At 42.8% G+C, this 21714-nt stretch carries 12 protein-coding genes; 7 read left to right on the top strand and 5 right to left on the bottom strand.

The annotated features are described in order from the left end of the window. Window positions 1–29 precede the first annotated feature (29 nt). The 7 genes from dnaE (at window position 30) to AAEY72_RS06605 (ending at window position 16006) form a co-directional block, all read left to right on the top strand. The gene (gene dnaE / locus AAEY72_RS06635; RefSeq protein WP_352309945.1) at window positions 30–3767 is read left to right on the top strand and encodes a DNA polymerase III subunit alpha; all 3738 of its coding nucleotides are present in this window, start codon (window positions 30–32) and stop codon (window positions 3765–3767) included. 72 nt (window positions 3768–3839) lie between these two features. Further along, complete coding sequence (locus AAEY72_RS06630; protein WP_352309943.1) at window positions 3840–4220, top strand: Hpt domain-containing protein; 381 nt, start codon at window positions 3840–3842, stop codon at window positions 4218–4220. Continuing rightward, window positions 4220–5104, top strand: a complete 885-nt coding sequence (locus AAEY72_RS06625; RefSeq protein ID WP_352309942.1) for an RNA methyltransferase — start codon at window positions 4220–4222, stop codon at window positions 5102–5104. Before AAEY72_RS06630 ends, AAEY72_RS06625 begins: the two co-directional genes overlap by 1 nt. 189 nt (window positions 5105–5293) lie before the next feature. After that, the gene (gene cysE / locus AAEY72_RS06620) at window positions 5294–6196 is read left to right on the top strand and encodes a serine O-acetyltransferase (RefSeq protein WP_210540596.1); all 903 of its coding nucleotides are present in this window, start codon (window positions 5294–5296) and stop codon (window positions 6194–6196) included. A 380-nt stretch (window positions 6197–6576) separates the two neighbouring features. Next, the gene (locus AAEY72_RS06615; RefSeq protein WP_352309940.1) at window positions 6577–8337 is read left to right on the top strand and encodes a ShlB/FhaC/HecB family hemolysin secretion/activation protein; all 1761 of its coding nucleotides are present in this window, start codon (window positions 6577–6579) and stop codon (window positions 8335–8337) included. Window positions 8338–8693: 356 nt separating this feature from the next. Then, the gene (locus AAEY72_RS06610; protein ID WP_352309938.1) at window positions 8694–15773 is read left to right on the top strand and encodes a two-partner secretion domain-containing protein; all 7080 of its coding nucleotides are present in this window, start codon (window positions 8694–8696) and stop codon (window positions 15771–15773) included. Window positions 15774–15784: 11 nt separating this feature from the next. Continuing rightward, complete coding sequence (locus tag AAEY72_RS06605; RefSeq protein WP_352309937.1) at window positions 15785–16006, top strand: DUF4926 domain-containing protein; 222 nt, start codon at window positions 15785–15787, stop codon at window positions 16004–16006. Window positions 16007–16189: 183 nt separating this feature from the next. Here AAEY72_RS06605 and AAEY72_RS06600 read toward each other — a convergent pair whose 3' ends face one another. The 5 genes from AAEY72_RS06600 to AAEY72_RS06580 form a co-directional block, all read right to left on the bottom strand. Then, window positions 16190–16720, bottom strand: a complete 531-nt coding sequence (locus AAEY72_RS06600; RefSeq protein ID WP_352309936.1) for a hypothetical protein — start codon at window positions 16718–16720, stop codon at window positions 16190–16192. 441 nt (window positions 16721–17161) lie between these two features. Next, the gene (locus AAEY72_RS06595; protein ID WP_352309935.1) at window positions 17162–17659 is read right to left on the bottom strand and encodes a 2-amino-4-hydroxy-6-hydroxymethyldihydropteridine diphosphokinase; all 498 of its coding nucleotides are present in this window, start codon (window positions 17657–17659) and stop codon (window positions 17162–17164) included. 25 nt (window positions 17660–17684) lie between these two features. After that, a complete protein-coding gene (folB, locus tag AAEY72_RS06590) occupies window positions 17685–18110 on the bottom strand; it encodes a dihydroneopterin aldolase (RefSeq protein ID WP_352309933.1) in 426 nt (141 codons plus the stop codon). 50 nt (window positions 18111–18160) lie between these two features. Continuing rightward, entirely contained in the window at window positions 18161–19123 is a 963-nt protein-coding gene (rarD, locus tag AAEY72_RS06585) for an EamA family transporter RarD (protein ID WP_210540598.1), read from the bottom strand. Window positions 19124–19384: 261 nt separating this feature from the next. After that, entirely contained in the window at window positions 19385–21676 is a 2292-nt protein-coding gene (locus AAEY72_RS06580; RefSeq protein WP_352309996.1) for a bifunctional prephenate dehydrogenase/3-phosphoshikimate 1-carboxyvinyltransferase, read from the bottom strand. Window positions 21677–21714: the final 38 nt, after the last annotated feature.

Here is a 21714-nt window from a genome sequence, read left to right as displayed (position 1 = left end):
CCCTTTGATCGTACTAGTAAGAGTCCTCTATGGCATTTGTACACCTTGGCATTCACAGCGAATATTCGATTACCGATTCTATCGTGCGCATCAAGCCGCTAGTGAAAGCCGCTGCGGCTGATAATCAGCGCGCGCTCGCATTAACTGATTTGTCCAACCTATATGCCACGGTAAAGTTCTATCGTGCCTGCCTAGGTGCTGGTATCAAGCCAATTATCGGCAGCGAAGTCATCATGGAAAATGAAGACACACGGCTCACCCTGCTCGCAATGGACAACGAGGGCTACCAAAACATCACTCGTATCGTCTCGCTCGGCTTTACCGAAGGGCGCGCCGACGATGCCAATCATGGGGTGCCGGTCGTCAAGCGTAGTCATATTCTAGAGCATGCCGCTGGCGTGATCGTGCTCCTCACCGAAAAGTCAGATGTGGGTCAAGCACTGGTCGGCTCCATGCCAGAAAAAGCCGACGAGCTGCTGACAGAATGGCAAGCGCAGTTTGGTAATCGCTTATATTTTGCCATCAAGCGCACCAATCGCTCAGGCGAAGACACTTTTATTCAGGCGGCTATTCACTCAAGTGCTAAGCACAATATCCCCATTATTGCCCATAATGACGTGCGCTTCTTAAAGCAAGATGATTTTGATGCCCACGAAGCACGTGTCTGTATCGCAGGCTCCTACGTGCTTGCCGACCAAAATCGTCCGCAAACTTATTCCGATGCACAGTACCTAAAAACCCAAGCGCAGATGCAGCAGTTATTTGCTGATATTCCACAGGTAATTGATAATACCTTACGCTTAGCAACCCGCTGTAATGTGACCTTGACGCTGGGTATTAACGTACTACCCGATTTTCCTGTGCCTGAAGGTGAGACGATTGAAACATTTTTCCGCGCGGAGTCAGTACGTGGCCTTAATAATCGATTAAATAAGCTCTTCCCTGTCGCCGAGCGTACTGAACATTGGAGCGACTTCCGCCAAAAGTATGATGAACGCTTAGAATATGAGCTGGAAGTTATCTTATCGATGGGCTTCCCCGGTTACTTCCTCATCGTCATGGACTTTATCCGCTGGGCAAAAGCCAATGGCGTACCCGTTGGACCCGGTCGTGGTTCTGGTGCTGGCTCACTAGTCGCTTACGCGTTAAACATTACCGACCTCGACCCTATCCATTACGATCTACTATTTGAGCGCTTCTTAAATCCTGAACGTGTCTCAATGCCCGATTTCGATATTGACTTTTGTATTGAAGGTCGTGACCGCGTTATTGATTATGTCGCGCAAACTTATGGCCGTGAAGCGGTTTCGCAGATTATCACTTTTGGTACCATGGCGGCAAAAGCAGTGGTACGAGATGTGGCGCGTGCGCAAAGTAAATCCTATTTTCTTGCCAGTAAAATGTCTAAACTTATTCCCAAAACACCGGGGATCACACTCAGTCAAGCGCTTGAGCAAGAGCCGCAGCTGAAAGACTTAATCTCCAACCCTGATAATATGGATTATGAAGATGCCATCGAAGTATGGGAGATGGCTATCAAGCTTGAAGGTATTTGCCGGAACGTGGGTAAACATGCCGGCGGCGTATTGATTGCACCGCACAGAATCACGGATTTTAGCGCCATTTATTGTGATGATGAAGGTCACCGCGTCAGCCAATTTGATAAAGATGACGTTGAAGCCGTTGGGCTGGTAAAGTTTGACTTTTTGGGTCTGCGTAACTTGACCGTGATTGATGCTGCTGTCAGAAATATCAACCTGCGCCGTGCAAAAGAAGGCAAAGATGCGTTGGTGTTAGAAGACCTGCCGTTAGATGATGCTAAAGCCTACAAGCTCTTGCAAGATGCCAAGACCACTGCTGTCTTTCAGTTAGAAAGTATGGGTATGAAAAAGTATCTGGCGAAATTACAACCGACCAACATCGAAGATGTGATCGCCATGTGTGCGCTCTATCGTCCGGGTCCGCTCGATGCAGGTATGGTAGAGATGTATATCGACCGTAAGCATGGTCGCGAAGAAGTCATTTATGACCATCCCAACCTTGAGCCAATTTTAGAAAACACCAATGGCGTTATTGTCTACCAAGAACAGGTCATGCAAATCTCACAGGTGATGGCAGGCTATAGCTTGGGCGGTGCAGATATGTTACGCCGCGCCATGGGTAAAAAGAAACCTGAAGAGATGGCCAAACAGCGCGATATTTTCATTACTGGTGCCACCGCACAAGGTATTGATGAAGTCACATCAGGCGGCGTGTTTGACTTGATGGAAAAGTTCGCCGGTTATGGTTTCAACCGCTCGCATTCTGCGGCATATGGCGTGCTTGCTTATCAGACCGCGTATCTAAAACAGTACTACCCTGCCGAATTTATGGCGGCGGTATTGACCTCAGATATGAACAACACCGATAACGTTGTGTTCTTTATCAACGATTGCCGTGAAAACTTTGAGTTAACCGTCGTTAATCCGTCGGTGAATCGCAGTGAGTGGCATTTCGTCGCTGATACCCCGACCAATATCATTTATGGTTTGGGGGCGATTAAAGGTGTGGGCGAAGGGGCGGTCGAATCTATCGTTGATGCACGAAGACGTGAAGGCCCTTTCAAAGACTTGTATGACTTTTGCCGCCGCGTCGACATCAAAAAGGTCAACAAGCGCACCCTTGAAGGACTGATAAACGCTGGCTGTTTTGATGATTTCGCGGCAACTTTGCGACCTGACTTGCCAGCCGATGAAGCTTACGAGATTCGCGGCGCGTTAATGAGTCAGTTGCCAAGTGCCGTGCAAGCTGCGGAACAAGACCGTCAAAACCGTGAAATTGGTATGATGGATTTGTTTGGTGAAATGGATGGTGTCGTCGCCGCGCCACCGTTGGTGATGACCCCAGAGCTGATCTGGGGTGACAAGCACCGTCTAAAAGCGGAAAAGAACACGTTAGGATTGTACTTAACTGGACACCCAATCAATGAATACTTAGAGGAAATTAAACGCTATACCTCAGGTGCACGTCTCGATAAGCTAACGGATACCGGCTATAACGGCAGCTGTTATTTTGCAGGCTTAATTATCGATATCGCCAACTTTGGCAATCGTAATGTAATTATCTTAGATGATGGAACCTCAAGACTGGAAGTCAGCTGTTATGCAGAGCGCTTTAATCGTGTCAAAGAACAGTTGAAAATCGATGAAGTCGTCATCATTAAAGGCAGTATCCGTGAGCGTGATGGACGCCTGTTTGCGCGCCTTGATAATGCGATGAGTATGGTAGATGCCCGTCTAAGATGGATGAAGAAAATCAGTATTAAGATTCATGGTAGCGATATTAATTTGCTGACACGTCTGCAACCGTTACTTAAGTCTGCACAAGCCAGTATTATTCCAGCACCAAAAATGTCTTATGACAACGAGCAAGACGAGCCAAGTGGCAGCTTCAATGGCAATGGTGGTTACGATGCTGCAATGGGCGGAAGTCTGTTTGATGAAAATGGCAATGATTTATTGGCGCTAGAAAATGATATGAACCAAGATGTGCTTCAAAACGGTATCAATCAAAACCATACTGGTCAAAGTTATGCCAATAATGCTTTGAGCAATACTGACGCCTCCATTAATGATAATTGTCTGCCACTGGGACTGAGCATTTATGAGGAATTTGGCATCGCTAATGTGGGGCTATCCGAGCATTGGCGCGTCTACCCTAACGATGATAATTTGCAGCAGTTAAAGAACATGCTAAGCGAAGACAACTTACATTTCCATTACAGCTAAGACGTACCTTACTTTTCAAAACTTCATTATAGTAATCTTATTGCTTTAACTTTTAAAAATTGGACAGTAACCATGGACAAAACCACAAATAATAATATGATTGGGCAAACTGACGAAGAGATTATCAATCACGAACAGTTCGAAGACATGCGTGACTTGCTAGAAGAAGATTTTGCCGATTTGATACAGGTTTATATCACTGATAGTAAACAGCGCATCACAAACTTGCGAACGGCTCAACAACAAAACGATGATGTCGCTGGCTTTGAGATAGCTCACGCTCTAAAAGGAGCTAGTGCTAACTTAGGTACCACTCAACTGATAAACTTGAGCTGTCAATTGCAAGAGCGCTGCCGTGAGCGCCGTGTCGGTGAGCAAGCTGTGCTTATTGAAGAGATTGCCATTGCATTACACCGTGCTGAACAAGAAATCAATCAGAGATTGGGACAATAATGAGTAACGACTCTGCACGAGCAGTAGCATCCGCCCATACAGTAAATGACTACCTTGATTGCCTACAAGTAGTTATGGTCAATACGACTTTGCCTGCCAATATTGGCTCGGCAGCACGGGCAATGCATACTATGGGTCTGTCGCGTTTAACCGTTGTAGATCCCAAACTGCCAATCGATGAAACCAGTGTTTCTCATTCAGCAGGCGGCAGTGATGTATTGTCATCAGCTTTGATAGCGCCCACACTAGAGTCTGCTATTGGAGACTGCCAGTTGGTATTCGCGGCCAGCAGTCGCAGCCGTCACTTGCCGCGCCCTGTGGTGACACCCACGCAAGCCGCCAAAATCATGTTCGATTTTCTTGATAAACAATCCACTTTTACTACAAGCAACCATACTGACGATAACCAAAGCGCTCATAGCAACGGTAAATCAAACATCGCTATCTTGTTTGGACGTGAAGATCGTGGTCTAACCAACGAAGAGTTGGCTTGTGCTGATTATCATATCCAAATCGATGCCAATCCTGCTTATCCTGTTTTAAATGTCGCCTCAGCCGTCCAAGTGATTGCCAGCTTTATTTTTGCTTATGCCCAAACGCACATTCAGACAGCAGATGATTTAGATAATAATTTGAGTGCTACTGCTCAGCCAACGCTTGATGTGCATTTACGTCAGCAGTGGGATGAGCCTGCTATTACTCAGCAGCAGTTGCAACAGCTTACTCAGCGTACCACTGACCTGATGGTGCACCGTGGTCTAGCAAATAGCGAGCATTTAAAATCGTTGCCCTCACGACTGTCTAGACTTGGCTCACGTTTACAGCTTGATCAAAAAGAGTATCAGCTATTGAGCGCTTTGATTGCCAAACTCTCAAAAGACTAAAACAAGTTATTGTTTATCAGCTCGCCTTCATTTGACAGCTTTTTACTATATTTTGCAGTATAAAGCTGTTATAACTTGCAGAAGCTTAGCGAAAACACGTATTCCTTATTATCCGAACTTTACGACCACAGATTAGAGGCATCGCTGTTTTAGCAACGACACTCTACCGACGAATAGATAGGACGCTCTATGTCATTGCCAGCCAAACTGTTCAAATCTCTTGCCAGCATCAAAAAAGACCTAACAGAAGATATTGATGCGGTATTTACCCGTGATCCTGCAGCGCGTAATAGCGTAGAAGTATTACTGACTTACCCTGGCATCCATGCACTTATTTTGCATCGCGGTGCGCATTATCTGTGGCAACATGACCAAAAGCTGGCAGCTCGCGTTATCTCTTACGGCTCGCGTATCATCACCGGTATTGAAATCCATCCGGCTGCCAAAATTGGTAAGCGCTTCTTTATCGATCATGGCGTTGGTGTGGTCATTGGTGAAACGGCAGAAATCGGCAATGATGTCACGCTTTATCATGGCGTCACCCTCGGCGGCGTCTCACAAAATAACGGCAAACGTCACCCGACCCTAGAAGATGGCGTAACGGTCGGTGCTGGGGCAAAAGTATTGGGGCCATTTACTGTTGGCAAAAATGCTAAAATTGGCTCCAATGCCGTGGTCGTCAAACCCGTACCAGCAAACGCCACGATGGTCGGTAGTGCGGCTCGTATGATTTCAGACTATCATGATGAAAAAGGCAATCCTATTGCGACCAAAGTGCAAGATGCCAAACAACAAGAAAAAGCGGCTCAAATAAATCAAGACAATATTGAAAGCAATACAACCAGTGCCGCACGTGCCACAGCCTTTCAAGCTTATGGTATCGACCCTTCTTCACAAGACCCTGTCGCTGAAGCCTTTGCTAAAATGCTCGAACATATTCAACAATCAGAGAACCGCCTAGACCAATTACAATCAGCAATGTGCCAGATCGATCCTGATTTTTGCAAAAAACAATACGATAAACTGTGCTTAGAAGATTTAGATGTGATTGATCGTGCTGATGTAGATGATATTAATGATGAGAAAAAATAGCTGAGACAGTAGCTGAAAACATAAAAGGTACGGGCGTGTGTTCATGCGCGTCATACATCAAGAAAGGCGCTAAAGTTGTATTAACTGATATGATGTAGGCTGGGCATTTATATTGCCCAGCTTTTATTTTGAGATATTTTGGCGTAATGGACAAAATTCATGCTAAAAAGCAGAAGGTAGTGGCTAAGGGACATAACGTCTGTTATGGAAGCAACAAGCAGTATCACTTTCCATGACCACTATAATCGGCACGATCACAACATGACCTACTTAATTCTAGAAGACAATTTCAATTTATTTAAAAAACCTCGCAGAAGAAGGTAAAAATACAGCATAAATAATATACAATTATTGTTTACTCTCCTAGCATAGATACAAATATGTCACTAGCCAATCATCTAAAACCTGTTCTGCTAACCAGTATTCAATTATGTAGCCTAGGCGGTCTTACCTCTCACGTCTACGCTCAATCTGATCTGACTCAAATAGAGCAGCAACAATACAACCAATATCAACAGCGACTTGAAAATTTTGAGGGCAAAACCTTAAAGCCCTTTGTGAATCTTAGCGAACCAGCGCCAGATACTAGCTTGGAACAGCCACCACTTGGTGAAAGTCCTTGCTTTAATATTTATCAGGTCAACCTGCAACTGCCTGACGAACCTGCACTAAAAAGACAGTTCGCTACTATTTTAGGCCCTATAAAATATGGGCAAGGATCTATACTAGGCAAATGTATCGGTCAGCAAGGCTTAAATTATGCGATGCGTAATGTACAGAATGAGCTAATCGAGCAAGGATTTATCACCACTCAAGCGACTATTGAGCCTCAAGACTTGACGAGTGGTACCCTTAATATCACGATCATACCAGGGCGACTCCATAAGGTATGGAGATCTGAAGATGGGCACCCAAAAACGAACATCAGCAATGCGCTCACGCTTTCAGAAGGCGACCTCATCAATCTAAGAGACGTTGAAACCAGCTTAGAAAACTTTCGCTTGCCTCAATCGGCGATCACCAACATTGACATCATACCGAGTGTTAGCGCCATTGATAATGAACAATACGGTAGTAGTGATTTGGTCGTCGCGCAAAAGCGCACCACGCCCATACAATGGCAACTTAGTATAGATGACTCAGGAAGCGCGGATACTGGAAAGTATCAAGGCACAGTGACCACCAGTATCGATAATCCTTTGAGTGCCAATGATGCGTTAAGTTTGTCTTATACGCATTCTATTGACCCTTGGAATAATACAGACCAGCTTTCTAATAATAACAGTCTCTATGTCAATTATCGTTATCCCTATAAAAAATGGCAATTGCAACTGCTCTACAGTGACTACGATTTCAATCAAACCTTAGCAGGCCTTAACCAAGACATTGTTTATAAGGGCAAATCTAACCAAAGCTCGGTTGGACTACAAAGACTGATCCATAGAGACCGTTATTCCAAAACCAGTGCCAGCTTAGAGGGATATCATAAAAATTCAAAAAACTATTTTGATGACCAAGAAATTGAAGTACAAAGACGTCGCACCTCTGGCTGGAAAGCAGGTATTGATCACCAGCGGCAAACCCCTTTAGGAGATATGACAGCAAGCTTGCAATACCAGAAGGGTACGGGTGCGCTATCAGCTATAGATGCGCCTGAAAGCTATATTAGTGAGGCCACCTCTCAGCCCAGTATTTGGAACGCCCAAGTAAGTTTAAGCCATCCATTTAACGTGGACCAATCTTCTTACCAATACACATTTCAATGGCGTGGACAATATAGTCCGCAGTCCCTTATTCCTCAGGATAGATTTAGTATTGGTGGGCGGTACACGACTAAAGGACTTGGCGACGATCAGAGCCTATCGGGCGAAAATGGCATGTTATTGCAACAAGAAGTCGCTCGTATCGTACCGTTAACGGGTCAAGTAACCCTGATGCCCTATGTAACCTTAGATCAAGGCTGGGTTAGTGGCGACAGTGCTCAGTATCTAGCAGGAAAGTATCTGATGAGCACCAGTCTCGGCGCGCGTCTATACGCAAGTAATATAAGCGTAGACGGTTTTATTGGTAGAGGACTTCAGACGCCTCGATCAGTTGATAAAGACACCACTGGTGGTTTTAGAGTCACGATATATAACTAGAATTTTGCTAGGTAAATATTCGTAGATCGTATCATTGTTCTAATCAAGCTAAAAGACTGGTCACTATAATAATAGTGGCCAGTTTTTTAGTATTGTCTACAGTTTTTGCACAACCCTCTAGTCACATTTCAACTTATAACATCAACAATAAAAGAATATAAAAATCAATGCTTTATAAGATATAAGGTTTTTTAATAAGTATTTGGATGGCTACTTTTATTAGCAAAATAACAGACTTTAAGTAAATCTAAAAAAACTTTGAATTTGTGGAAAAAAACGCTAGTCTTTACAATAGTTTATAGATACAATTGCTTACATTTTTTGACATTTATCAACTTTGAAGAGCGATTCCTGAGATGAATAAGCAATGCTATAGAGTAGTGTTTAACAAAGCCCGTGGCATGATGATGGTCGTGAGTGAAATCACGAAGAGCCAAAATAAGACAGCGGGTAATGGCAGCAGTAAAAAATCTGTAGCCGCAAAATCAGAATCGCCATCGAGTGCAAACTTATCCTATCATCGCTTAGCGCTCGCAATTCTATGCTGTCAAAGCATGATCTACACTCAGGTTCAAGCAGCGACATCTGCAATACAAAATACAGCCAGTAATGTTCCAGCTGCCCAACGAGCGGCGCTCTTAAAAGCGACCAATGGCACGCCTATTGTCAATATCCGCACGCCTATTGTCAATATCCGCACGCCTAACAGCAACGGTTTGTCCCACAATACCTACAACCAATTTGATATTGGTAGTAATGGTGCCATCTTGAACAACAGTATAGGCGGGGCGAATACCCAATTAGCAGGCGCTATTACAGGTAACCAGTATCTGGCACAAAGCGCTGCCAATACTATCTTGAACGAAGTGCGTAGCAATGCGCCAGCCAAGTTCCAAGGCAACCTTGAGGTTGCAGGACAACGAGCTGATGTCATTATTGCCAGCCCTTCAGGTTTGCAAATACAAGGTGGCGGCTTTATCAATGCCAACCGAGCGACCCTGACAACTGGTACACCTACCATTGATAGTGCAGGGAATCTGACAGGTTTTGATGTCAAGCAAGGTCAAATTCAATTTGATAAAGCTTTGGATACAGTAAATGCACTAGGCGGGGAACTATATAACGGTAAAAACAAAAACCAATCCAACTATGTGGATGTCCTAGCAAGGGCTGTGATTATCAATGGTAAGATTTTTGCTAATCAAGAGGTTAGTATCGTTACTGGTAGTAATACTGTCGACTACGATACTGGTGAAGCTACAAAAATTGCAGGAACAGGGACTGCCCCAACCTTAGCAGTCGATGTGAGTACCCTTGGTGGTATCTATGCAAATTCTATTAACCTTGTCGGTACAGAGAATGGCCTAGGCGTTAGAAATGCAGGGAGAATCACAGCGGGTCAGCAGATTGTACTAACTAATTCAGGGAGAATTGAAAATAGCGGTAGCATACTGACCGACGTAGCACAAACTAGCTTATTGAGTATCAATGCTACAGGCACTACAGGTAGTATTGAGCATAGCGGTACTATTGGCAGCTATGGCATGATTGATATGCAAGCCGATAAAGACATTCTGCTAAATGGCGGAATTATTAGAAAGGAAAACCCTGGTACGAATACCCAATTGATGCCTGATGTCCTAAGAATAAATGCGAAAGGGGATATAAAACTCAATGCTAAATCTGATGTTCGTAACTTCACTATTGATGATAAGGCAAACATTTTTATAAATGCAGACCAATCTACCTTAGTAACTGAAGGCAGTATAGTTGGATCAAATGGTGGTGTAGAAATAGACTCTAAAATTATAAGTTCAATTAGTTCAGATGCACAGATTTTTTCTAGATACGCTCCAATAAAAATCAATTCCAACAATTTGACTTTTATAAACGGCGGTAATTTGAGTAGTAAAGGGGATATATATATTGAGGAGCAACAAATAGGTAATGATACGGGGTTTCATACAACTTCGATTATCAATAGCAACATAAAAGCTTCTGGCAACCTAATTATCAACTCAGATAATTATACAAATATTAGTTCAGGCACAATTATTACTGCAAAAAATATGACTGTCGACTCCAAGTCCTCTACTCAATTAGAGAAAACAGGTGCTATTTCTATCAACGGAGATGCGTTAATACGTTCCAATGGTAAAGTCAAAGTAAGCGATGTTAGAAAAGATGCTAATCAAGGCTCCAATTTTTATGTTACTAAAAGATTAGATATTCAGGCTGATAAGACTGACATTATAGACAGTAATCTACAAGCAGGTGAAGGGATATCAGCACAAAGCCTTAGAGGAAATATTGATATCAATGGTAGTCGACTAACTAGTAATGAAGGGTACATTGCAGCAATTGCACAAAAAGGTGACGTCACTTTCGGAAAAATAGGAGGCACTAATTCAGAGACTCTCATAGTCGCCGCAGCGAATAATGTGGAGATCTCTGATCAGTGGCTATCAGGTGCTCAAGTAAATATCTCATCTGGTAATAGCACTAGAATAAACAATGCTACACTGTCGAATCAGCTCAAAGCGACAAGCACTGGTGATATGGTCATCAGCTCTCAGGGCAACACTGATATGAACTATGCCACTCTTAATAGCGGCGGAAACGTGATGATCGACAGTAAGGGTCGCTTTTCAATTATAGATACAACTGTAAACGCGTCAAAAAATCTTAAGCTGAGCAGTGATGAACGCATCTACAGCAATACGACCTCCACTGTAGATAAAAATGGTAAAGAATCCTACAATTACGATGCCGGTAGTAAAAAGAATAGCTTTGTAGCCGGAGAGATATTGGCTCTAAATAGCCGGTCTTCGCAATACTTGAGTAATACCGACTTTACAGGTAGTGCCATTTCTCTAGATGGCTGGGGTCATGCATTAGCACCTAATCTCAACTTTACCGCTACGGGCGCTAGTAAAAAAGTCGAAGAAGAACGGAACGGCGATATTCAGATAGTCAATAAGGATAGCATTTATCTCAATCATACCCACAGCATTAATGCTAACAAAGACTTTATAGCTCAAGCTGATAGAGGGATTCACATCAATGGCACACCTAAAATCATAGCACAAAGTATTGGTCTAAGAACGGTTACGGCTAAAACCAATAAGAGCGATAAACTTATCGATAATGCATTTGGTGATGGTGATATCAATATATCAAATACCGAGCTGATGACAAATGGTAAAGTTGGTAGCGGACGACTGATCATTGAGTCGGCTAATCATCTCAATATCATTAATAGTAAAACAAATTCTACAGACAGTACCACTCTAAAGTCTGGCAATTTGATGCGGTTAAATAATAGTGACATCCGTTCTGGCCAACATCTCACAATTGATAGCAATAATCAATTAATTACCAATGGCGAACGCTATGCCAAAAACTCAGGTACTTCGGAAGCACCGAAGTGGAGTAATAGCTGGAGACACACTGCAGGCGATACAATACTACATGCAGATGAGATTGTCTCTATAGACAGTCGTTTGGCTCAGTCACACCAGAATACAGATATTATTGGTGGCGCTGTTATTATTAATTCAAGTAATGCTGTAGCTTTTAGTAATAATACAAATGTCAAAGCTATAGGCAGTACAAAACTTGCAAAGAATACGACCAAGCTAAGCGATGGTAAAATTGCAAATACTTTGAACGGTGATTTAGTTATTAATAGCACTGCTGGTGACTTAACTATTGATCCAAACAAAGTAACTTTAGCTGCTGCAGGTGATGCAACTTTAGCGGCGCGCGGCGGTCAGCTTTATCTAAAAGGCTATAAAGGTACGCAAGGACTCGGTTCTGAAAAAGTGGTTAAGTTAACTGCTAGTGGTGATATCAATCTGAGTGGTAAAGAGGTAGTCATTGAAGGTAGTGATCTAATTTCGAAGAAAGGATTTAGTGGAAGTAATGTCGTTTTAGTCGATGGCAAGTCAGTACCTACAGCTGGTATCAGTATCACTGCTACTGATGGCAGTGTCGAGTTAAAGGCTATTAAAAATAGTTTTAGTAACTATGTGTCGCCTTATAAGATTAACAGCATTAACGCTGAAATTAGTAACGCTAAAGTAGAACTAAGTCAGCCATTTTATGATTCTAAATGGCTTGAAAGTTATAACAAAGCAACGAAAGAATGGGTAGATTTTATAGTATCAACGTGTGATAACTCTCCTTTCCCAGGTGGTATTGGGCAGTGTGTGCAGGTTCGTGGCAACGATATGAATGTTATAGCGAAATATAGGCCAGATTATTTTGAAATTAAGAAAAGTGATAAATATGAAGAGTATGTGTCATATTTATCACAGAAAAAAGACTTAGAGAATTTAGTAACGGATCTTAATCAAATACTAATAACTTCTAAAAAAGCATCTACAGGCTTTGAGCATAAAGCTGTCTCGTTGACAGGTGGCAAAGACATCAATATCACTGCCAAGCAAGGCGTATTGATTGAAGGTGGTGATATCACCAGTAGCACAGGTGGGATCATTATTTTAGCAGAAGGGAATCTTGCATCTGTAGACGTGAAAGATGGCGATGATAAGACCGTTGGTGTTAATTACGACAGTATACGTATTACAGGACTTGCAGACATTTATCAACAAGGTGATATAGATAAAGAAGGTAAAGTAGCAGGATCCAATTATTCTTATCATCAGCTCATTAATCAGCCTACACTTACTTCAGATAAAGACATAAAGATACTTGCACAAGGTGGACGCCCTGTAAATACGGCTTCGAAAGTGTTCATTGATAATAATGCCGTGAATATAAATAGTGCTGACATTCAATCAACCAGTGGTGACGTTCGTATTGATGCCGCTCGTGGTGATATTAATCTTGAAGCTGCGCAAGTTGCCTTTATGGATGGTTCTCAAACCACCAGTACCTCACGTAAATGGTATGGTAAGAAAAAAACTAAAACGACAACGACAACTTCTCTAAACAGCAATGCGGTAACGACCGACATTGTCGCCAAGAATATTATTTTGAATGCAGAAAGCGATATTGCCGTTTATGGATCAGAGCTTAATGCGGGTACCACGGGTGATATCAGATTAAAAGCAGGTAGAGAGATCAAGCTATATGCTATTAAAAACATAGACGAAAATGCAGTTGACATTAAGAAGAAATCCAGCTTTTTAGGTGTTCGTTATAACAAAGATCATACCAACGATACTAGACAAGAGATCACTCAGCTACCGACAGATTTAGTTGCTTCTAACTTTAAGTCTCAGTCAGGGGGCAATACTTTACTAGATGGGACCATCGTTAACACTGCGAATCCAGCCAAAATTCAAGTTAGAATTGGTCAGTATGCAGAGGCAGACGCTAAAGTCATATTAGGTGTGATTACCAATCAAATCATAACGACGCATAACCAAGAAAAAGAAAACACCGTTTGGATGAAGACGGTAGACCAAGGCAGCGTAGTCACTACAGCCTCGTTACCTAAATTTAATCAAGTACCAACCATCACTTCACCAGGTGGTGTGACAGTAGCGGTGCCCGTTGATATTACTGTCGACGCTAATAATAAAGCCAAGACAAACATACAAAAAAGTCAAGAAGAACTAGGGAAAATCGCCCTTAATCTGTCTAAGCAACCGGGCTATGAGTATTTAGCAGCACTTGATAAAACCAATGACATCAACTGGGCACAAGTAGAACTAATTCAAAAGAATTGGAACTATACCCAAGAAGGACTAACGCCAGGGGCTGCAGCTTTAATCGCTATTGCTATCACTATCGCAGCAGGTCCAGCAGGTAGCGGCCTTACCGCATCCATGATAGCTACTAATGCTGCTGGTATTGCTTTACAGACGCAAGCGGTTATTACACTGATTAATAACAAAGGTGATATTAGTAAAACGTTAAAAGATATGGCCAGTAGCGATACCATACGTGGCATGGCTACAGCAGCGTTAACAGCAGGTGTAGGTGCTAAGTTAGGTTTGGGTAGTAGTGTCACTGATAGCTTTGGTCAGAAATTAGCAAATGGTGTCGGTACTGGACTTACTCAAGCCGTTGCTGACGCGGCACTTAATGGTGCAAGCTTCGAAGAAGCTCTAAAAAATAGTTTGCGTGGTGCGTTGGTTGATGTGTTTGCCGCTGAAACGTTTGGGAAGTTTGTAAAAGATTTCGAAGGTGATGACTTTGCGAGCAATTTGGCTCACAAATTAGTCGCTGCTGGTGTCGGCTGTGCTACCGCTAGTGCCAAAAAGCAGGATTGCAATGCGGGTGCTATTGGTGCGGCTGTTGGTGAGATAATGGCAGAAGCTATCACTGACGAAGAAACTAAATTACTTCATAAATATGGGCTTTTATCTCCTAAAGAAGAGCTTAGAATTGAGAATATAGCAACGCTAACAGCAGGTACTATAGCTCTTCTTTTAAATATTAATGTTGATACAGCGGCAAGTAGTGCTACTTTAGCTGTAAAGAATAACTATAATGGTAAACCTTTGCAAGATCTAGAGCTTGATGAAGGTTTTCTAAAGGCTTATGCAGCATTGACTGGTCTCGTTCTTCGTCCTGTCATTGGAGCAGAGTTCTATAGTAAGTACAACAGCGCTACCACTAATGCTCAAAGGGAAAAGATACTAGTTGAAGCGGGACTTTCAATGGTCGTTTCAAAGACTCTTGCTAGTAAATTTACTAAAGTTAGAGCTTGCTTCGTAGCTGGAACCCTTATTGAAACTATTAATGGTCTAAGAGCTATCGAAACCATTAAAAAAGGTGATATGGTATGGTCACGTCATGAAGACACATTAGAATATGGATATCGCCCTGTTGTTGATACCTTTAGTTTTGATGACAAAGAAATCTATGAAGTAGTAGTCCGAGACAATCATGGTAAGCTAGAAACTTATCAAACGACTAAAGAGCATCCGTTCTGGGTAGTAGATACTGGATGGCTACCAGCATCACTATTGCAAACAGGCATGACGCTTGTAAATCGCGACGATCAAGCCGTATTGACAGTAATTAGTCAAACCAAACTCGATAAAGCTGATACTGTTTATAACTTTGAAGTAGCAGAGTTTCATACATATCATATTGGTAATTTTGGAACTTGGGTTCATAATGCTTGTTTACCTAGTTTGGGTTCTGCAATAATAAATATGGACAAGATTACTGGATATGCCTTGAATTCATCTCACGCTGTTGGAGGCCATAAAGCAAAAGTTTTTGAATCTGCTTTAGGATACAATAAAACTAATGCTGATGATTTAGTTTTAAAAATCAGACAAGGGCTTAAAGAAAACCCCGCAGTGTTAAAAGCTACTGACAGTTATGGAAAGCATTATACTGTTGATATGCCAATCAAAGGACCCAATGGTAAAACTACTGTTGTTAGAACAGGTTGGATTATAGATACTGGTAAAACTACTCCTAGAATAACTACAGTTTTTGTTAAATAAGGATTTATAGTATGTTAGATATAAACGATGTAATTAAAGTCAAAAAAAAAGTCCAAGATAACATTGAAGTAGGCGAAGTAGGAACTATAGTACATATTTTCGATATGACCCCTCCTGTATACTTAATTGAGTTTATTGATGATGAAGGCCGTACAACTAAAATGGTTTCTTTGAAAGAAGAAGACATAAGTCTTTATTGGATTGCGAGTACTGAAACCTATGTTGATAATTAATAATCATATAAATATATCTATTTAAGAAAGGTTGATTGATTAATTAGCACGTAGATTGCGTAGAGCTTGCGATATTTAGCTAAAGTTCTGAGGACAATTCTGTACTAGAAAAATCATCCATTTTGAAAGCAGTTTTAGCCATCTACTAAAACTGCTTTCGAATAAGTAATGTCCTTATACCAATCACCTATTATTAATAATAATCGGATAAGAAATAACCCTCGGTTCAGGCGGTGGCGCAGTTCGCAATACCTCGGTCACGGGCTTATCTGTCGCTTTGTCTTTGATCCAAAAGTCGACATAGCTGTCTTTACTAAACCATGCCGTACCAATATCAGTAGCGAAGTCCAGCTGATAGTTAGTGTTGGCTTTGGCATCAAAGGTAATCTTAGTCGGCTGCGTATTGTGTCCTGCCATACGATAAGTGATTGTCAATGTATGCTCACCCGTCGTAATCGGATAGACATTATCCCAAGTATCACTGTAAGTCTCTTTTTTATCTTTAGGGACGCGCTTACCATCAATCTCCATGATATAAGCGATACGATCACCAACGAGCTTGGTATGTCGTGGCTCCATTTTACCCATAATTGTTGCGCTCGCCCCTGATATGGGTGGCTGATAGATCAGCTCGCTTGGTAACTCCTTTACATTCTTCATGCTCATACAAGCGGTCAACAACGGTAACGCACACACCAATACAGTCCACTTCATCGCTTATCCTCTATAGAATCAACTCAATTAATAGTCTTCATCTTTTATCACTGTTAAAAAACATTCGTTGGCGAAATTGCAACGTTTATAGTTTATCTCTTTATCTTTCAATCAGCGATATTTTTATTAAGGATTATCGCAATAGCTAGGACGTGACGAGGTGTTGAGCCTGTCTAATCACTATCGTTATTGAAATTTTTGGGTATATCCCAGTGATACCAACTAATTCGCCCCTCTAAGCCTATTAACAGACCACCTAAAATAGACTGCCATAATGGAACCACCTATATTAGGGCATATTTGATGATGCATGAGTAGGCATTGAACAACCACAAAACCAAAGCGACTACTACAGTGGAAAAAAGAAGCATCACATCTTAAAAGCGCCAGTCATTTTACATTGGCAAGCAGGTCTCATACGTGAATAGCATCTCAGCCGCTTCAAACACCAGTCACTGCCAGCTCCTCAATCCCTGCTGCCTCATGTGCTTTAAATGGATAGCGATCTGCCATTACCATCCAATTAGACGTTGGTTTAGATATCGATTTATTGCTTAGGCTATTTTTTTCTTCAGCCAACTTGATTAGCAAAATATCAATATCCATTGTCACTCGCCGTACTTGGTTCGAATCAGTCTGTCGACACCTATCGCAATCTCCTTCAAGATTTTTAAAGGTTTGCTGTAGTTGCTGCAGACTCATCGGTGTTGCTAGTATGAGATGTACACATTGATTGGTGTAATCAGGTTTTGGTTGTTTCAAGGTTGCGGTGAAATCAGGGTTTTGAAAAGCAGTAGATAGCCGTATCTGACCTAGCGTTGCCAAACACTCTAGAGCAAGTGGCAGATATTTTTCGGCTTGATAGTTACTACCCAGCGCTACTATTATCTCTACCACGGGCTGCGCCTGCAAAGTCTCAGGTGGGCATTGTGTTAGCATTGCTAAATTCAAGTCCATTGACGTTTTATGCATCATCAGATTGGCTATTATTAGCTTCTTTAATAGCTAGCTCATCTGTTAACGTTGGCGCATAGCGCGTGATTTGAACGCCAACTGCATCCGCTTGTGTAATGGCAGTAGGCTTGGCAACGCTTAACGTTATTTTATGACAAGCATATTTTGCAAGCAGCTTATCAGAAATTTGCCCAGCCAAATGCTCAAGCAGTTTTGCTTGAATCTCTTTGCACCACGCGCTGACATCATCGCAGACCGCTTTATAATTTAGCGCATCCTTGACATCATCTGATACAGCAGCACGGCTAATGTCGGTTTCAAGCGCAATATCAATCAGCAGCGGCTGCGTGATCGCCCGCTCCCACGCGTAAACACCGATGACGGCTTCGACTTTTAAACCTTTTACAAATACCACATCAGATTCAGTATGAAACATGCTTCCATCCTTGTTTGCTACGTTTTTAATTCAGAGATTCAATTCAAACTTTATTTAACTTGCTTCAAAGCCTCTTCACGCAGACGCGCGGCTTTTAACACTTTGCTTGGACGATGACGCCATAAGTCAATGCTGAATAACAGCAAACCTAGCCAAATCAAGCCAAAGACTGCCAAGCGTTTTAAATCAAATGGCTCGTTATAATAAAACACTGCCAAGAAGAAAATAAAGGTCGGCGTCAGGTAATTCATAAAGCTTAGAATACTATAAGCGACGAGCTTGGTAGATTTATTAAACAATAATAGCGGTATCAAAGTAATCGGCCCTGCGATCATAAGTAGCCAAATGTTTGAGCTAAACCAAAAGCTCAGCTGATGACTGACCACATCGGACTGCCAAAACCACCAAAGACATAAAGGTACTAGCATCGCTGTTTCGACAAACATCGCATCGACAGCTGTCAACGGGGTTTGCCGTTGAATAGTGCCATAAGTACTAAAGCTAAATGCCAAAATCAATGATATCCACGGCAGACTGCCAATCATCACCACTTGGATCACGACAGACAAGAGTGCAAATCCAATAGCCACCCATTGCAAAGGTCGTAAGCGCTCTTTGAATAGAATCATCGATAGCGCAACACCTACCAATGGCCCTATAAAGTATCCCAAACTGGCCTCAAGAATACGGTCATGATTGACCGCCCATACATAGGTCAGCCAGTTGGTTGCGATAATCAAACCAGATATCAATGACAGCGCTATCCATCTTGGGTTTTGTTTGAGCGTTTCAATCCATTGCCAGCGCTTAGTGACTACTAGCACAATCAATAGACACAAGAATGTCCATATGATGCGATGACCAATGATCTCAGTCGCATCATAATCGGATAATTGTTTGAAGTATAACGGAAATCCGCCCCAGATAAAAAACGCAATAAGCGCAGTGATAATGCCGCGTCTGGTTGTGGTTATCGGGGCAACGGGTTTTTTGATGACATTTTGGGTAGTCATAATATAGGACAACTTTTTAGAGCAAAGCGCGCCCTCACCTAATTCTGAGTATTATTATCGATTTAGTGGCGAGAACGCAGGGTTACTACAGTGAGATTATAAATTAAAAAGCAATGTACTCATGCCAATAATGACATGAGTACATTGCTAACGATGTTAGATTAAGTTTTTAGGCTAATGTGGCTATTTGATCAGCTAGCCACCATCTGTTTATGTTTTACAGTGCAAATCATAGAAGGATATTGATCAGCACTCAATGATTTATTCAGCGCCAGCATCCACTTCGATAGACATACCAATTTGATTGGCAAGTTCAGCAAATCCTGGGAAGCTGGTATTGACCGTCTCAACCCCTTCGATGGTGATTTGCTTAGAGGCACGCAGACTGGCAACAGAAAAACTCATGGCAATACGATGGTCATGGTGAGACGTAATGTGACCGCCACCGAATACAGGCTGGCTATTATTGACATCACCAGTCTCACTTCCAATACCTTGACCTTCGATGATTAGTCCATCATCCGTAACGGTACAATCAATGCCGAGCGTATGTAGCCCTTCTGCCATCACCGCAATACGATCAGACTCTTTAACGCGCAGCTCTTTAGCACCAGTTAACACCGTGCGACCTTGCGCACAGCTGGCAGCAATGAACAATACAGGGAATTCATCAATCGCTAGCGGTACGAGATGCTCTGGTATCTCAATACCGACCAAGTTTGAACCACGAATTGTAATATCAGCGACTGGTTCGCCACCGACATGAGTCTCATTGCTCAAGCTAATATCTGCTTGCATGAGTTTTAAGATATCAATAATACCCGTACGTGTCGGGTTGATACCCACTTGCGTCAAGGTCAGCTCACTACCTTGACTGATAGCAGCGGCTACCATAAAGAAGGCCGCAGAGGATATATCAGCAGGCACAGCGATATCACCACCTGTCAATGTACCGCCGCCTATTACACTGATACGGTTGCCGTCAACGGTCACCGGATAACCAAAGGCGGATAGCATACGTTCGGTATGGTCGCGACTGGCTTCAGGCTGAGTCACCGTTGTCGTACCCTTTGCCCATAGACCTGCTAATAGCAAGCAAGACTTCACCTGTGCAGACGCGACTGGCATGTCATATTCAGTACCTTGTAATGGTTTACCGACCGTATCACGACCAGTGATGCTAAGCGGTGCCGTACCACTATGACCTGTGCTTTGAATGACTGCTCCCATCGTACGTAGCGGTGCAGCCACACGCTCCATCGGGCGTTTATTTAAGCTAGTATCACCCGTCAACACACTATCAAATGATTGTGCCGCCAAAATCCCCGACAGCAGGCGCATGCTGGTGCCTGAATTGCCCATATATAAAGGTGTTTTGCTTGGCTTTAAGCCATTCATACCAACACCATGAATGGTTAATCTTCCTTTATCAGGGCCTTCAATGCTCACACCCATATCACGGAACGCCTGCAATGTGGCAAGCGCATCCTCCCCTTCCAAAAATCCTGTAACATTCGTCACGCCTGTGGCAAGACTGCCAAGCATGATGCTGCGATGCGAGATAGATTTGTCACCAGGAATGGCAATGGTGCCAGAGACAGTATTGCTAGGCGTAATATTATAAGAAGCTGACATGGCAGAAGTATCCGTATAAGGGGTGCTGGCTAACATATGGCCAAAATGTCGCCGTGCGGCTTGCGCGCGGCCCAAAAGTCCCATCAGGGCGGTTGAATCTTTATCAATGATAAGCTGGCGCATGGTCTGTAAGTAGACACCATACTCATCAAGGGCGCTCACAATGGCGCTTTGATTGGCAAAAAATATATCATGCCACATTTTAGGGTCGCTGGCGGCGATACGCGTAAAATCACGAAATCCACCAGCAGCATAACGAAACATATCTAAATTATCATCATGGCTTGCCAACTGCTCAACCAAATTAAAGGCGAGCAAATGCGGCAAATGACTGGTGTGTGCCAATATGCGATCATGGTGACTAGCATCCATCGATATGACATTTGCGCCCACCGCTTCCCATAGTAGCCGCAGCTTGGTGATGGCTACATTGCTTGTGGTAGGTAGCTCACAGATAATCACGCTATGATTGACAAATAAATTGGCGCGGCGCGCATGATACCCTGAATTTTCAGCCCCAGCAATCGGATGCGCGGGTACTAGTCCTATCGGCAGCGAGCCGAACACCGCTTTAGCAGCATCAATGATATTGACCTTAGTACTACAGACATCCGTCATGATGCAATCAGTGGCAAGCTGTCCGTCATCCATTGCCTGTTTAATATCAACAAATACTGCTTGGACCGCCTGTACTGGGACTGCAATGATAATTAAATCACTGCCACCAACGACGTCTTGTAAGTTAGCACTACCAGCGTCAAGCAAGCCGTGTTCAATGGCTTCAGCAATGCTTGGGGCATGCCTGTCTGCCGCTACTAGACGCTCACTTAAGCCACTGTCTTTAATGGCTTGCGCAAAACTGGCGCCAATAAGACCAAGCCCAATCACACAAACTTGTCTAAACATAGGTAGCTGAATATTGGGAGACGGTTGAATTTTATTTTTTTTCTGACTAC

Origin of the sequence: Psychrobacter sp. W2-37-MNA-CIBAN-0211 (assembly GCF_040309405.1) — a bacterium.
Lineage (GTDB): Bacteria > Pseudomonadota > Gammaproteobacteria > Pseudomonadales > Moraxellaceae > Psychrobacter > Psychrobacter glaciei.
Note: the sequence above shows the minus strand (reverse complement) of the source record. Positions and strands in the feature narration are given on the sequence as shown.

Bases quoted from the DNA above. Each gene is read 5' to 3' on its own strand.
- AAEY72_RS06615 (WP_352309940.1), top strand. From the start codon at position 6,577: ATGTCACTAGCCAATCATCTAAAACCTGTTCTGCTAACCAGTATTCAA.
- dnaE (WP_352309945.1), top strand. From the start codon at position 30: ATGGCATTTGTACACCTTGGCATTCACAGCGAATATTCGATTACCGAT.
- AAEY72_RS06600 (WP_352309936.1), bottom strand. From the start codon at position 16,720: ATGAAGTGGACTGTATTGGTGTGTGCGTTACCGTTGTTGACCGCTTGT.
- AAEY72_RS06625 (WP_352309942.1), top strand. From the start codon at position 4,220: ATGAGTAACGACTCTGCACGAGCAGTAGCATCCGCCCATACAGTAAAT.
- AAEY72_RS06595 (WP_352309935.1), bottom strand. From the start codon at position 17,659: ATGCTAACACAATGCCCACCTGAGACTTTGCAGGCGCAGCCCGTGGTA.
- AAEY72_RS06605 (WP_352309937.1), top strand. From the start codon at position 15,785: ATGTTAGATATAAACGATGTAATTAAAGTCAAAAAAAAAGTCCAAGAT.
- cysE (WP_210540596.1), top strand. From the start codon at position 5,294: ATGTCATTGCCAGCCAAACTGTTCAAATCTCTTGCCAGCATCAAAAAA.
- AAEY72_RS06610 (WP_352309938.1), top strand. From the start codon at position 8,694: ATGAATAAGCAATGCTATAGAGTAGTGTTTAACAAAGCCCGTGGCATG.
- rarD (WP_210540598.1), bottom strand. From the start codon at position 19,123: ATGACTACCCAAAATGTCATCAAAAAACCCGTTGCCCCGATAACCACA.
- folB (WP_352309933.1), bottom strand. From the start codon at position 18,110: ATGTTTCATACTGAATCTGATGTGGTATTTGTAAAAGGTTTAAAAGTC.
- AAEY72_RS06630 (WP_352309943.1), top strand. From the start codon at position 3,840: ATGGACAAAACCACAAATAATAATATGATTGGGCAAACTGACGAAGAG.